The organism is Natrinema sp. LJW11 (assembly GCF_056135975.1).
On the sequence record NZ_JBWBDM010000012.1, the window covers coordinates 38,440 to 53,537 of the forward strand.

Genomic DNA, 15,098 nt, shown 5'->3' on the forward strand with positions numbered 1-15,098 from the left:
TTAGAGAGAACACTATGGACCGGAATACATCCACAGGAAGAACGCAATTGACCCCATTTATCGACTCGTTCGAGCGCTACCTCCAAGACAAGGGGAAAGGCCGTGGTGGGGACGGCGGGAACTACCGACGAAACGCAGCACGCGAGCTCGAGCGGTTCGCCGAGTGGGCCGACGGCGACCGCAGCGACGACTGGGCCGGGATCGTCCCCGACGATGTCGACCGAGAGCCCACCTTCGAGGACCTCGACGAACGCGTCTTTCGGGAGTACGCCCGACACCTCGCCGGTGATCGAGGGCTCAAACAGAACACTGTACAAACCTATTACCGCTATATCTCTGCATGGTGTGGCTGGTGCGTCAACGAGGGCTACCTCGAGGCGCACTATGCGCAGCGGGCGAGTGCGATGGCACCACTCCCCGACGACGACGGCCGCAAGCCCGGTGACCAGCAGGCCTGGACGTCCGAACAACGCCACGCCCTCACTCGGCACGTCGACGAGCGAGCCCGCGATGCCATCGAGATGTACACGACACTCCCGAAGGATGCCGATCCCTTAGACAGACAGCGAGCGCGATACACGGCGCTGAAAGCTGCCCGTGAACGCGCCCTCGTGTTCGTCCTCGCCTATACAGCTGTCCGTGTCGGGGAACTGCTTCGGGACCCGAACGACCCGCGCCGGCGCGGGGTCCGGTGGGAGGAAATCTCGCTCGAGGACGGGAGCATGGACGTCTATCGGAAGAAACAGCAGTGGGACGCTGCGAGCCTCCCCGATCCGGTGATCTCGCCGCTTCGGAGCTATCAAAAGTTGATGGAGCCACCAACTGAGCGGTGGCCAGTGTTCCCGACGTTCGACCAGCGGACGCTCGCGACGCTCATGAAGGATGAGCTGGCCAACCGAGGGGAGCGCCCAGATGCGATTGACGAGCGACGTGAGGAGTACGCTCGCGACCTGTTGTTGGCTCTCGACGAGGACGTTCGGCCGCCGTCGATTACGACGGATGGCGCACGGTCGATTCTCCAGCAACTCTCGGAAGACTGTGATGTCGACATCGACCATCCGAAACACGATTATCTCGCACCACACGGCGGTCGACGCGGGATGGGCGAGGTTCTTGTCCGCGCATTCGGATACACGGTTGCGGCCCGCTATCTCGACAATTCAGAGGAGATGGTGCGAGAGCGGTACTCACATATTGAGGCCGGTGAACTCGGAGACGTTGCCACAGAAGCACTCTCAGAGATTGATGGTTAGTTGAACAGGTAACGAGTAACCGACTGGTCCCAGTTCGCTATCACTGATCCGGAAAACGGTTGGGGACATACTGACCGGCGCTGTTCAGATTAGAGTTTGAAGGAGCGAGGCAGTGGAATTCGTTGTGCTATGCCAGAATTCGATTGCTTCGACGGATCTAGCATCGGGATCGAGTTAGATTTTATGGAGCGCGAGCAGACACCGCGCGAGTTCATGGAACTCAGTATCCATCTCCAGTTGTGCTAATTATCACTCTCGATTACTATATCTGTCTTGGAGTAATCGGTGTCAAATGACCGCGCTCGACTGTTCACAAATGGGTGAAAAAAGCTGACTTACAGCCGACAGACGGTGCCCAGCCGGATCACATTGAGCTCGATGAGACCGTGATCCATCTCGACGATCAGCGCTACTGACTGTACGCTGTTGTCGGTCCCGAAACGAACGATTTTCTTCATATCAGGCTGTTTTCGACGCGGAACGAGGGTATACCTCAATCTTTCTCTCTGAACCCACCGAGAAACACGACGTCGACGACGCCATGTTTCTCATCGATTCCGGACCCTGGCTGAAAGCTATACTCAACTGATATTATCTCCGGTTTCGACACGAGACACACAGAAATCGGACCACCGTCGAACGTTTCTTCCAAGAGGTAGAACGACGAACCTACCAGTTCGGAAATTGCTTCAGAAACGCCGAACCGAATACCGCTGAAACTTGGCTCCAGAGCTACGCGTACGTATGGAATCAACTAATCTGAACACAGCCCCTAGAGGCAGTACTCTCGACTGGATAACTTGGTCCAAAATGAGATTAAACGATTCTTCCGCGAAAGCGTTCAAAAATTCTTGTCTTGGGAACCTGACAGCCCGAACTGTATCTCTGAGTGATAATGCACCAGATCGAAGACGTATTCGTTAAATATGTTCAGCCAAGATACTAGACTGTGCCTATATCTACACCATAGTTGGTTGAGCAGGTCAATTACAACCCTATGATTGTAATCCAATCTATCTCGAGCGGTAGTCTTCTCATCTGCCGATCTCAGATCTGAGTTGTGTTCATCCAAGCGACGCTGCATCCGCTATGTTGTTGGTTAACGGACGATGTGCTCTAGAGCGCTGCGCAGCACATACTGTGTGGATCTCTAGCTGCTCGTTATAGATCGCGTTCACTGCCTGCATTCGACTCCAAAGAGGAAATACTAGTCCCGTCGATCCGAGCTAGGCATCGATACAAGATCCTATCCGTCATCATTATAGCTGTGAGCGATTTGGCCGGCGGCCCGAGTGCTTCCTTGCTCATCATTTTCGGACGGCGAGTACGCGTTCTTGGCCGTTTGCCTGATTTAAAGATCGGGACCCAGTCTTGGTCTGTGACACCGTACCCGATTGATTCGTAGCCTCTGGTGTTGTTTACACCGATTGCACTATCCAATATTATGTTAACCTAGACGGTAGCCACATCGGTGAAGTGTTCCGTATATTCAAATCCAGTTAGATCCTGCTATCGAGGCCGATCAACCAATGTAACAATATCGAAATTCGGGCATATACGTCTCTTAGTTCGATAATCCCACACTATTCTCTCAATTCGTTCTCTGCAGCGGAACAGAGTCGAAGGTAGAGCGGTCGCATTCTGATTCGAAAGAGTCGAACGAAGCCTCAATGATCGACGGCTTTCCCAACCGCCGTGTTGGACTCACAATCGAAGGTAATCGGTAGTCGCTCGGACCAGATGTTACGGTTCAGGCCTTCTTATGAAATAGAGATATCACGGCATAATCGCCTGTGGACATCCACAGCACGTGCTTCCGTCCAAACAACCTATTTTGAAAGTCAATAATCTCCCTTCAAACTTCGTATCAGCAGTTGCATCGAAACGGTCAATCGGTTCACCGTTTTGCGTGAGGAGTTCAGTTGATGGTGGGACGATCATTTCCCACCCTTGAATCTGGTCACGTCCCGTGCCCTATGCTAAATTCCGAATAACGGAACATCCCTCTTCCAGTTCTCGTCTCAACAGCGAGCATACCGTTTTCGATTGTACTACCGTTTCTACTCATTTCGGGATACACCATAGGTATACGGACCGATGCAGCTATGTCAGAACGGCCCCTCGGGAAACCAATCGCGTTCCGCCTTTCGGAACGAATAGTTATTCGTTCGAATTGGTTGCGTCAAATAGCTCGCGAATCAGTGTTGGCTCTTGCAGGGCGTTCCTTCATCTCTCCGAACGCAATGACAGAGGGACACGAGAGATACAGAGAAAATCAATAGTGCTCACACTGGTAAATTTCCCACCCTTGGACAGATATTGAAACGCAACACAGAGACTACGGACTCTCGAAGCAAGCCCCGTTCAATCATCCCAACATCGAGTGGTGACTCAGTATACTGTGGGTAGATTGGCAGCTAATTACTGTCTGTAGGATGGCGTTCGTGGAACCACGAGGTTCCAATCGTAACCGACGCTACCCGGTAGTGTTATATGAGATGCACTAAAATTGGAGTCCGTGTCCGAAAAAACACTTGCCGAGAAGTTCGACTTTACGGACGATAGTGTCGTTGTGACCGGCGGCGCAAGCGGGATCGGTCAGGCTGTCTGCGAAACGTTCGCAGCACATGGCGCTAACGTCACTATCGCTGATGTAGATATCGAAGCCGCTGATGAGACCGCTGCGACCATTGAGGAGGAGCACGATACGCAAGCGTTAGCGATCCAGACGGATGTTTCGTCATATGACGACGCTACTGAGATGATCGATACCACTGTCGACGAGTTTGGTTCGATTGATGTTCTCGTTAACAATGCGGGACTGAGTACGCGTACATCGTCGTTCCTCGAATCTACACCCGAGGATTGGGACCAGGCGGTCGGGGTAACCTACTTCGGGACGATGAACTGTACACACGCCGCACTTTCGCACATGGTCGAGCAAGAAAGCGGTTGTATAATCAACTATGCCAGCGATTCATACAAAGGAAACGATCCATCCCTCGCCGTATACGGGGGCGCGAAAGCCGGAAACGTCGCGTTCACGATGAACGTCGCAAAAGAAGTCGGCGAACACGGGATCCGGATGAATATCGTCTCACCGGGGACAACCGAGACGCCTGCGACTGAGGACTGGCTCGCGGAATACGGAGAGAAGGTCCTCGAGTCATACGCGCTTAACCGCCTTGGCAAGCCACAGGATATCGCCGACACAGTCGCTTTCCTCGCGAGCGATGCTGCCAGCTGGATCACCGCGGAAGTGGTCAGCGTCAACGGCGGTTACATCCGGGGATAATTTGCCCGTGAGAACCGAAGCCTCGTGATAGTATCCGGAACCGATTCGAAACGCGATTTCGAACCCTTGTTCTGGTACGTTCGAAGGTAGTTCGTACTCGCATTCGAATCCCGTTCTCCCGAATCGTCGGAACAAATGCGGTTCTGGTTACGATGTAGAACAGTGACAATGAATGACTAGATCGTCTTTCCTCTTTCAGTCCTTTTGTCGAATGGTTGATTGACTATGAACAAGTAGCGGATTGGACCGAACGGCCCGAACAGCTCGATTTTTATCCGGTAGGTCAGTCTTCGAACTCATTAACGAGTTCGGGGCCGATGTCGAAGAGGTCGTCGACGATCGTGTAGTCGGCGATATCCATGTCGGCCCGTGGGGCCCGTGTTGATCGCGACTGCGAACTGGCTCAGACTGATGATAACATTGAATACCCTCCGAATGTTGGTTACTACCATGGTAGAGGAAATCAGTCACTGTAGTGCTACCGATATCCAAGATGATTCGAGAGTCTGCCACTACGACGAACTCGCCGAGGCGACGAAAGAACGGTTCCCCGATCTCATAGAGACCGGGGGTTCCATAAATAGAGTGAGTGAGAACGGGTTCCGTGACTGCGATTACGTGAAGTATGTGGAATACTACGAGATCGTACGTGACTGAGGTCTCATCGGATTGTATTTGTATGGTCTGTAATCTCCGTACCGTAACTCCTAATACGACATGTGTTATCATTGTTGACGATGAATGACGCTGTAATTGTCGATGCCGTTAGAACGCCGTTCGGTAAACATAACGGCTCGCTTCGCGACACACACCCACAGGACCTCGCGGCCGCTCCACTCAGGGCGCTTGAGGAGCGCAACGGTTTCGATCCAACAATCATCGAGGACGTCATGTACGGCTGTGTAAAACCCGTGTTCGAACAGGGATCAAACATCGGCCGAATCGCTCCCATGGTCGCCGGCTGGGGCGACTCCGTCCCAGGACTGCAACTCGATCGGATGTGCGGCTCCGGTCAACAGACAGTGAATTTGGCCGCGGCCAACGTCCGAGCCGACTTCCACGACGTTGTCGTCGCCGGCGGCGTCGAACATATGACCCGCGTCCCGATGTCTAGTAATCGGAGCGGAAAGACGGCCGAACCCGATACGACAGACACATACTTTGAACACTACGACGAACTCGTTCATCAGGGTGAAAGCGCCGAGCGCGTCGCCGCCGAGTGGGGCTTCTCTCGGCGCGAACTCGACGAAATTGCCGTGGATTCCCACCAACGCTGGAAGCAGGCAAATGACGAAGGCCGCTTTGACAGTCAGCTTGTGCCCGTCGAGACCGAACTCGACGGCGAACCTATCACCGTCGAACAAGACGAACACCCCCGACCCGGAACGGACCTCGAGACGCTCGCCGACCTGCCGCTCGCGTTCCGAGACGAAGGTGAGGGAGTCATCCACGCAGGAAATTCTTCGGGTGTCGTCGACGGTTCCTCCGCGCTGTTGATCGCGAGCGAGGAGGCCGCCGAGGAACACGGCTGGGAGCCGATGGCCCGAATCGTCCAGACGGAGGTCGTCGGTGTCGACCCAGTCATGATGCTCACTGGCCCCATCCCGGCGACCGAACAGGTCCTCGAGAAGGCAGACATGGAGGCGAGTGATATCGACCTCTTCGAGGTCAACGAGGCGTTCGCCTCGGTCGTCGCCGCCTGGCTCGAAGAGACGGGAATCTCTTGGGAAGACACCAACGTCAACGGTGGCGCGATCACCCACGGCCACCCGCTCGGAGCAACTGGGAGCGCGCTACTGACAAAACTGGCTCACGAACTCGAGCGTACGGGCCAGGACACAGCGCTATCGACGATGTGTATCGGCTTTGGCCAGGCTGTCGCCACGATCATCGAGCGAGTGTAGTACCGGCTCAACCATCTCTGCTTCTACCGTTGTCGACCACGACAATGGACGGACGTTGTTCCAACTGAGTTGAACAACGAGTCCGCTTACTTCGAACACTATCCCCAAGAAAAACGGGATCGATGAAACGCCAGTTGGTCACTTACGGAGAGAACGCCTCGAGCGATAAATCAAACCGGATCGACATCACATCTCGACGCCGTATTGTTTCGCGATCGTATTGAGCTGAATCTCGTCGGTTCCCTCGACGATACGCTGGGTCCGAGCATAGTGCAAGCGGTCCATAAAGCGGTTCTCTTCGGCGAGACCGTTCGCACCGTGTATTTGGACGACGTCGTCGGCAATCTCCCAAAACGTGTTTGTCGCGAACCATTTTAGGATCGATGATTCGGTGATGGCGTCGTCGCCTTGATCAAGTTGCCACGCACATCGGAGTCCGACAGTATCCGCGGCGAAAGCGTTCGCCCGGCCGCGAGCGATCTTGTGCGAAATCGACTGGAAGTTTCCGATGGAGTTTCCAAACGCTTCCCGATCGTTCGCGTAGTCAGTCGCGCGATCGAGGAGCCACTCGGCGTTGCCGACCGCTCGTGCGCCGATTTCGACTCGGCCGAGTCCGAGGAACGACATCGCATCGTAGAATGCGTTATCGAGCTCACCGAGGATACGGTCCTCCGAGAGTCGAACGTCGTTGAGGTGGACCTCCGCTTGCATTCCCTCGCGACCGACAGCGTTGTTGAACGAGCCGATCTCGTACTCGTCTTCCTCGACGATGAAACAGGTTATTCCGCCGTAACGGCCGGCCTCTTCTTGTGGTGTCGTCCGTGCGAATACCTGAATGAAGTCCGCGTACGGAGCGTTCGTGATCCACTGTTTGGTGCCATTGAGCAACCACTCGTCTCCGTCTTTCTCGGCGCGGGCGGCCATGTTTGGTGAATCCGAGCCGACCCCCGGTTCGGTCTGCCCGAAGGCAGTCGTCTTCTCCGCGTGCATCGCCGGCTCGAGGTACTTCACCCGTTGGTCGCCTTCGGCCTGCGCGAGCAGGGGCTTTGGCCCAGACGGGCCGGCCAAGACGTGGTCGGCGAGAGGAACACCGGTCGCCGAGAGTTGTTTGTTTGCGAGATACCACGTGACGGCCGAGATATCATCGCCGCCGGCCTCTTCGGGCATATTCATCGCATAGAACCCTGCCTCTGCGCTCTTTTTCCGAATTTGGTCGATCGTGTCGAGTACGTCGTCAACGATGCGGCCATCGATGTCGTGTCCTAGACGCGGATTTGAGAGTTCCTCGTCGATGTCGTTGACTATCGGTTCAACTTCCTGTTCGACGAACTCGTCGAGACTCTGGAGGATAAGTTGCGTTTCTTCGTCGATATCGAACGCGACGCCACCACTACTGCTAGACTTCTGTGACATCTATCACCAGTTTGTTCTCGCTAGTGCATAAAACCTCTCTCGTTTATATCCGGGGCACCACGAGGAAAACGCGCTACGGCAGCCCCGCTGACCTGTCGTCTCTCGCTGTTAGTCAATCGCGTTCGATTCGCGAAGACTGGCTATCTCTGCTTCGCTGTAGCCGACCTCAGCGAGATAGCGCTCGGTGTGTTCTCCCTGCTCGGGAAGGGTCTCGTCTGATTGTGGACGGTCCTCGTTCGAGCGGGCAGGAAAGCCAATCCGGGGCGGGGCCGAATCGGCCCGCTCGATAATATCGCGTCCCTCGATTTGAGGGTGGGAGACTGCTTCGGCCGGGCTGTAGACGCCCGCGAACGCAGTGTCAGCCGGCTTGAGGAGCGCCTCCCACTCCTCGCGTGAGCGTTCGCGAAACATATCTACAAGTTCGTCTCGGATGGCTTCCCGAACGTCCCGATCGGTCGATCGATGGCGCTCGATGAGGTGTTCTTTTTCGACAATCTCGCAGAACGCACGCCAGAACTGCGGCTCGAGGGCGGCAAGCGTCACCCACTTCCCATCTGCGGTTTGATAGCTGTCGTAACAGGGGAGTTTTCCCGTAAACGTGGTCTCGCCGGGTCTGGGAGTCTCCGGATCGCCGTTGAACGCCCCGTAGGCGACCGACTGTGAGAACGATGCGACGACATCAGTCATCGAGATGTCGATGTACTCACCGTTTGTGTTCCCCAGTTCCCGTGAGAGGAGCGCATCAGTGATGGCGAACGCGGCGAACAATCCGCTCGCCATATCGCCGATCGGATATCCTGGCATCTGCGGTTTCGCGTCGTCGGCCTCGCGGGTCATATCGAGCAGCCCAGCCAGAGCGATGTAGTTTAGGTCGTGACCGGCGCGGTCCGACCACGGGCCGTCTTGTCCATACCCGGTGAGCGAACAGTAGACGAGATCCTCGTTGTGTTCCACGAGGGTGTCATAATCGACTCTCAGCCGTTCGGCGACGTCTGGTCGAAACCCTTCGAATACGACATCTGCCGTCTCGACGAGATCGTAGAAGGCAAGCCGCCCATCTGCTGACTTCAGGTCGATCGAGACGCTTCGTTTTCCCCGATTAACCATCTCGAAAACAGAACCAACACCGCGTGACGACTTCGGTTCGCTCTCGCGAGCATAATCACCGGCTCCCGTGTCCTCTACTTTCACGACTTCCGCCCCCGAATCGGCGAGAAGCTGTGTCGTGTACGGGCCGGGTAACAGGCGAGTCAGATCGAGTACGCGGATTCCGTTGAGTCGCATACGTTGACACTGACCTGAACTCACTTCAAAATACGTGTCAGCGGACGGTGTCAAGCGATGGCGTCGATGGCCAGTCGATCAGACGCGGCGCTACGCGACCATCGAACTCAAAGTGCGGTTTCTCGTCGGCGACAGTGCCACGTTTCGCAGAACTTCTCCTCCCTATCCTATCGAGTCAATTCAGCGGTTGGGCTACTGTCGATATCGCCGGCCCTGACTCGTACCAATCGAAGATGCGTCGCAGGGAGGACGGAACAGGCCACTTGAGCGGGCTATGAATCGCTATCAACAACGGAACCTTCTTTCGACTCAAGTGGATCTCTGAGGACTTTTCCTGACGGGTTTCGCGGGAGTGATTCGACGTAAACAAACTCCCTCGGTTTCTTGTAATCCGCAAGCCGGTCACCGACATACTGCCGAAGCTGCTCGCTCGAGGGATTCTCGGCATTCACCGGGGCGATGATTGCTTTTATCCGTTCACCCCACTGTTCATCGGGGGCACCAATGACGGCTACCTCGTCGACAGCTGGGTGCTCGTACAGGACTTCCTCGATTTCGGCGGGATAGACGTTTTCACCGCCCGTGATGATCATGTCATCGTCCCGGCCGACGAATTCGACAAAACCGTCTTCATCTTTTGTCACCAGATCACCTGAAACGAAAAAGCCGTCGTCGAACGCGTCCGCGGTCCGTTCGGGTAGGTTGTGGTAGCCTTGGAACATCGTCGGCCCTCGATAACAGACCCGACCGATTTCCCCAGGTTCGACCTCCTCGCCCGTCTCCGGATCGACCACCTTACAGAGCACGTTGGTGAGCGGCCGACCGACGCTGTCAGCGTGGTCAAATGCCTCATTCGGCATCAACATCGTCGTCGTCGGGGACATCTCTGTCTGCCCGAACGCTTCTCGTATGTCGGCACCGAAGGCTTCCGCAATCGTTTCCTTGAGTTCTCGACCGGACGGCGCACCTCCGAGCCCGAATTCGGCGAACGACGAGAGGTCGTACGAGTCGAAATCATCGATTCCGAGCAACGCGCGTGCCATCGTGGGAACGAAAAAGCCGCTCGTGATCCCCTCGTCCTCAAGCACCCCGAGCACGTGCTCGGCATCAAACCCGTCAACCAAAACTGTCGTTGCAGAGGCGTATTGATTGTTGACGAACTTGGCGAAGGCTGCGACGTGGAACAGGGGTGTAACGATGATGGCGCGTCCGTCCGTATCGACTTGCCTTCCTTGGAAGGCCCGCTCGGTGATGGCATTAACAGTCGCCTGGACGATATTGTCATGGGTGAGTAGACACCCCTTCGGTTTGCCAGTCGTACCGGACGTGTACATGAGCATCGCCTCGTCGAGCCGTGATGGGACGATGTCGACCGGAGTAGCGGCCGCCCCCTCTCGAAAGTCGACGTAATCGTTTGCGTACTCCGGGCAGTCATCGCCGTAAAACAGTAACTCATTGGGGACCTCCTTATCGTCGTGGATCTCATCGACGATATCGACAGCCTGTCCGTCAAAGAGAAGCAGTCGTGCGTTGGAGTCCTCGAGGACGTACCGAACCTCGTCGGTCTGGAATCGGTGGTTTACTGGAACCGGGAGCGCGCCGATCCGCATGGCTCCGAGGTACATCTCGAGCGTCGGAATCGAGTTTGCTGTATAGACAGCGATTTTATCGTTGCGCTCGATACCCCGTTCTTGGAGTCCGTTCGCGACGCGGTTAACGCGCTCGTTGAATGTCGCGTTCGTAATCGAATCCCGCCCGCCTGATAGCGGCCGCATGACGACTGCTTCCTTTTCGGGAAACTTGTACGCGTTACGCTCGGCAAGCCAGCTAACGGTTACTCCCTGCATGGTATGAGCAAGCACTGATCATCATATAACGGTTTCGGTGTTTAATACCGTGAAAAGACGGTGAGTCGACCGCCCCCTTTCACGGAGGCGGTGAGTCGGTTTCACATTGATACTTCAATTCCGGTCTCGATCACAATCGTCGACCGAGCCGTGGGTACATTCGCTTTTCACGTCATCTGGAACTCACGGACGAATGGGAGGTCGACTGACGAGCAGACAGGCAGCTTAGACCCGTTCGATGATCGTCGCGATACCCTGGCCAAAGCCGATACACATCGTCGATAGCGCCGTGTCCTGGCCCGTGCGCTCGAGTTCGTGAGCCAGTTTCGTCAGCAACGCACCACCCGTTGCTCCGAGCGGGTGGCCGTGGGCGATCGCACCACCGTTGACGTTGGTGTCCTCCCACGACGCGCCAGTCTCTTCGAGCCAAGCGGCGACGACCGAGGCGAACGCCTCGTTGACCTCGAAGAGATCGATATCATCGATCGTCATATCTGCTTTCTCGAGGACCTGTTCAGTCGCCGGAATCGGCCCCTTCAACATCGTGACCGGGTCGACGCCGACGACCTCGGTCTGGACGATACGAGCCATCGGCTCCCAGTCGTGTTCCGCCGCGGCCTCCTCGCTCGCGACCAATAGGGCACTTGCACCGTCGACGATCCCCGAGGCATTACCGGGATGGTGGAAGCCATCGCCCTCATCGCGGAACGAGAGCGGCAGGTTGTCGAGTGTCTCGAGGTCTGTATCGGGGCGGGGGTGCTCGTCCTGTTCGACGGTGACCGACTTGCCGTCAAGTTCAGTCTCAACGGGGATAATCTGATCGTCGTAGCGGCCCTCATCCCACGCATTCCCCCATCGGCGCTGGGAGTCGACGGCGATCTCGTCGAGTTCGCGACGGCTGAGGTCCCACTCTTCGGCGATGCGTTCGGCACCTTCTCCCTGATGCGTTCGTTCGTCGAAGTGTTCGAAGTAGGTGTCGGTCAACCCTGTTTCCGCTGCATCGGATCCCATTGGGACGCGGGTCATGTGTTCGACGCCGCCGGCGACAAGGACATCATGTTGGTCGGCCATGATATTTGTCGCAGCGAAGTTGACTGCCTGCTGGCCCGAACCGCACATCCGATTAAGCTGTACCCCCGGAACGATATCGCCCCAGCCAGCGACCATCGGTGCGAGCCGTCCGATATTCGATCCTTGTTCGTCAACCGGGCTTACACACCCATATATAACGTCCTCAATCGTTTCTGGCTCAAACCCATTTCTCTTACGGAGCGCTTCAAGCGGTTTCGCGGCGAGATCGTTCGGATGTGTATCTCGGAAGGATCCGTCCCGCTTTCCGAACGGCGTTCGCACTGCATCGACGATGACAGCGTCTTTCATTAGCACGCCTTCTACTCGCATTCACTCTGTAATAGAGGTTGTCCATGTTTCGACACGCAGCGGAACTGAATTGATCGTCAGAACGCGTGATTGACTATCGGATTGTCGTCGGTGAGACGGTCTCCGATCGAATTTTCCGGACCTATTCGATCACGATCCGCTCTTCGGCGGTTTGACCGAATTATACGATGTTGTTCGCGTGCAATTCGTCGATCTCATCACTGGTGTAGCCGATCGTCTCAAGGATATCGTTAGTGTGCTCACCGAGATCCGGCATTTGTTCGGCAGTCGTCTCGAGATCGTCGAACGAGATCGGGTTGTCGACGTATCGGACGGGGCCGTCTTCGGTCTCGAGTTCTTTCACAAGATCGAGGTGTTCCGTCTGCGGGTGGTCGAGTACGTCGTCGAGCTGATTGACGTCACCCCAGGGAATACTGCTTTCGGAGAGCTGATCGGCCCAATAGTCTCGTGGTTCGCTTTCTACGATCGATTCGATCGTAGACTCGAGCACGTCTCGGTTTGATATCCTATCCTCGTTCGTCCCGAAACGGTCGTCCGTGAGGAGGACGGGGCGGTCGATGATCTCGACGCAGAACTCCTTCCAGTGGGCCTCGCTTAGGATGGCGAAGTTGACGTACTGGTCGTCAGCCGTCTCGTATGGTCCGTACGGCGTGATCAGGTGATGACGCATCCCGATTCGTTCAGGGAGTTCGTCGTTGTGCCAGTACTTATGTGGGAAGTAACCCATCCAAGAGAGCATCCCACCGAACATCGTCACGTCAATTTCGTCGCCGTTTCCGGTCCGCTCGCGATGGAAGAGCGATAGCAGCGTGGCGATCGTCCCGTAAGTCGCGGCATTGATGTCGCAGATACTGATCGGGATTTTCGCCGGCGCGTCGGGCGAGCCGTTCATAAGGATCGAACCGGTCTCGCCTTGCATGACGAGGTCGTACGCCTTCCGATCACTATACGGACCGGTGCGCCCGTATCCGGAGATGTTTAGATAGATCACGTCCTCGTTGATCGTCGAGACGGTGTCATAGTCGACGCCGAGCCGTTCGACGACACCGGGGGCGTAGTTCTGGACGACGATGTCGGCTTCGGCAGCGAGTTCTGAGAATATCTCTGTCCCCTCGTCGGATTTGAGATCGATTTCGATGCTCAACTTGTTCCGGTCGACCCAGACGTGAGCTGACGAATCCCCATTGACTGCCGAGTCCCAATGGCGGTTGACGTCGCCGACGCCGGGCCGTTCGACTTTGATCACTTCGGCACCGAAATCGCCGAGCATTCGAGTACATAATGGAGCGCTCACGCCGCTCTCGAGGCTGAGAACGGTGATATCATCTAAAGCGAGCATTAGTAACCACGTCTCAGTAGCGATTTCTCGTTGGATGAGCAGTCGACCGAGTTCTCGCCGGGCACCGCTCGGCTCCAGCGGAGCTTTCCAACGGAACCGCCACTGTTGCTCGTGCGAGATTGCACTGCTCGCGCTGTCGTCGCTCGTTCCATTCGAGGGGCAGGTGGAGCCGATAACACGGCCCACTGGGCCTGTCGGTTACGGCCGAACATAGTAATACGTTTGTCCCGGTACACATATTATTATCGATGAAACGTACCGGCATTCACATCTCCGCCAATCGACTCGAGAAAGGTGGAAACTGTTAACATACGTTACTGCAATAGATAAGCCGATGGCAGAGATACAAATCGATGCAAGCATCGCTGGCCTTTCGTCCGAGACGAACGAGTTAGCCGTAAAAGCGGAGGAAATCGGGTTCGACGGTATCTTCACGCCGGAACTCGACGAGGATCCGTTTCTTCCGCTTTCGCCGATCGCGGACCGGACGAACACCGTGACGATCGGGACGCGCATCGCAACGGCGTTTACCCGATCACCGATGATACTCGCATACATGGCATGGAGCCTCCAGCGGTTCTCTGGCGGCAGAATGACACTCGGACTCGGAACGCAGGTCAAAGGACACAACGAACGCCGGTTTTCGGTCGACTTCGAGTGGGAGCATCCGGGCTCGAGACTCCGCGAAGAAGTGATGGCGTTACGCCACATTTTCGACGTGTTTCAGGGTACCGAGTCTGACCTCGATTTCGACGGAGATTTCTATCAATTTTCCCTGATGACCGACGAGTTCAACCCTGGTCCGCTCGAGGTCGGCCCACCGGATATCTGGGTCGCAGGTGTCAACGATTACAACATCAAAATGGCTGGCGATGTCGCTGACGGGCTCTGTATGCACGCGTTCAATACACCGACGTACACGGACGAGGTCATCGCTCCACTGGTCGAGAAAGGAGCCGAGATAGGGGGTCGTGATCCCAGCGAGGTGACGCTCTCTGCGAGTCCGTTCCTCATCACTGGCGACTCCGAAGCCGAGCGCGAACAGCGACGTCAGGAAGTGGAGCGTCGGATCGCGTTCTATGGGTCGACCCGAACCTACCACGACGTGCTCGAGACTCACGGGTGGAAAGACGTCGGAATGGAGCTCCACGAACTGTCGAAAGAGGATAAGTGGGACGAAATGACCGACCTCGTGACTGACGAGATGGTCAACGCGTTCGCAATCGATGCCCCGCCGAATGAACTCGCCGGGGAAATCCTCGAGAAGTACGGTGGAACCGCGGACCGGATTCTGTTCGACTTCGACGGCGGAGACTACTGGACGGACGTCCTCGAAGATCTCCGAAGTGCCTGAGTCAGTAG

The 15,098-nt window shown here is 56.1% G+C and carries 10 protein-coding genes and 2 pseudogenes; 6 read left to right on the plus strand and 6 right to left on the minus strand.

Annotation, left to right across the window (positions count from 1 at the left end):
* Positions 1–14 precede the first annotated feature (14 nt).
* The 3 genes and pseudogenes from AC0QDI_RS23305 to AC0QDI_RS23315 all read left to right on the plus strand — a co-directional run bounded on the left by AC0QDI_RS23305 (position 15) and on the right by AC0QDI_RS23315 (position 4,548).
* Complete coding sequence (locus AC0QDI_RS23305; RefSeq protein WP_474672302.1) at positions 15–1,253, plus strand: phage integrase SAM-like domain-containing protein; 1,239 nt, start codon at positions 15–17, stop codon at positions 1,251–1,253.
* 129 nt (positions 1,254–1,382) lie between these two features.
* A pseudogene (locus tag AC0QDI_RS23310) lies at positions 1,383–2,016 on the plus strand (IS6 family transposase).
* Between the two features lie 1,755 nt (positions 2,017–3,771).
* A complete protein-coding gene (locus tag AC0QDI_RS23315; protein ID WP_474672303.1) occupies positions 3,772–4,548 on the plus strand; it encodes an SDR family NAD(P)-dependent oxidoreductase in 777 nt (258 codons plus the stop codon).
* A 283-nt stretch (positions 4,549–4,831) separates the two neighbouring features.
* On the opposite strand, the pseudogene AC0QDI_RS23320 reads toward AC0QDI_RS23315, so the two are convergent.
* A pseudogene (locus AC0QDI_RS23320) lies at positions 4,832–4,952 on the minus strand (electron transfer flavoprotein subunit alpha/FixB family protein); the annotation flags it as partial.
* Between the two features lie 46 nt (positions 4,953–4,998).
* Between AC0QDI_RS23320 and AC0QDI_RS23325 the strand changes: the two are divergent.
* Positions 4,999–5,205 carry a DUF7979 domain-containing protein gene (locus AC0QDI_RS23325; protein ID WP_474672305.1) on the plus strand — a complete coding sequence of 69 codons (207 nt, stop codon included), beginning with the start codon at positions 4,999–5,001 and terminating at the stop codon, positions 5,203–5,205.
* An 80-nt stretch (positions 5,206–5,285) separates the two neighbouring features.
* Positions 5,286–6,452, plus strand: coding sequence for a thiolase family protein (locus AC0QDI_RS23330; RefSeq protein WP_474672307.1), 1,167 nt, complete (start codon positions 5,286–5,288; stop codon positions 6,450–6,452).
* Between the two features lie 186 nt (positions 6,453–6,638).
* On the opposite strand, the gene AC0QDI_RS23335 is transcribed toward AC0QDI_RS23330, so the two are convergent.
* From AC0QDI_RS23335 to AC0QDI_RS23355, 5 genes are all read right to left on the minus strand, one after another.
* The gene (locus AC0QDI_RS23335; RefSeq protein WP_474672309.1) at positions 6,639–7,865 is read right to left on the minus strand and encodes an acyl-CoA dehydrogenase family protein; all 1,227 of its coding nucleotides are present in this window, start codon (positions 7,863–7,865) and stop codon (positions 6,639–6,641) included.
* A 108-nt stretch (positions 7,866–7,973) separates the two neighbouring features.
* A complete protein-coding gene (locus AC0QDI_RS23340; protein WP_474672310.1) occupies positions 7,974–9,149 on the minus strand; it encodes a CaiB/BaiF CoA transferase family protein in 1,176 nt (391 codons plus the stop codon).
* Between the two features lie 272 nt (positions 9,150–9,421).
* On the minus strand, positions 9,422–10,996 hold the full coding sequence (locus AC0QDI_RS23345) for a class I adenylate-forming enzyme family protein (RefSeq protein WP_474672311.1): 1,575 nt from the start codon (positions 10,994–10,996) through the stop codon (positions 9,422–9,424).
* Between the two features lie 225 nt (positions 10,997–11,221).
* Positions 11,222–12,376 carry a thiolase family protein gene (locus AC0QDI_RS23350; RefSeq protein ID WP_474672313.1) on the minus strand — a complete coding sequence of 385 codons (1,155 nt, stop codon included), beginning with the start codon at positions 12,374–12,376 and terminating at the stop codon, positions 11,222–11,224.
* A gap of 181 nt (positions 12,377–12,557) precedes the next feature.
* Positions 12,558–13,736, minus strand: a complete 1,179-nt coding sequence (locus tag AC0QDI_RS23355; protein ID WP_474672314.1) for a CaiB/BaiF CoA transferase family protein — start codon at positions 13,734–13,736, stop codon at positions 12,558–12,560.
* Positions 13,737–14,070: 334 nt separating this feature from the next.
* Here AC0QDI_RS23355 and AC0QDI_RS23360 point away from each other — a divergent pair, with 334 nt between their 5' ends.
* Positions 14,071–15,090 carry a TIGR03617 family F420-dependent LLM class oxidoreductase gene (locus AC0QDI_RS23360; RefSeq protein ID WP_474672315.1) on the plus strand — a complete coding sequence of 340 codons (1,020 nt, stop codon included), beginning with the start codon at positions 14,071–14,073 and terminating at the stop codon, positions 15,088–15,090.
* Positions 15,091–15,098 lie beyond the last annotated feature (8 nt).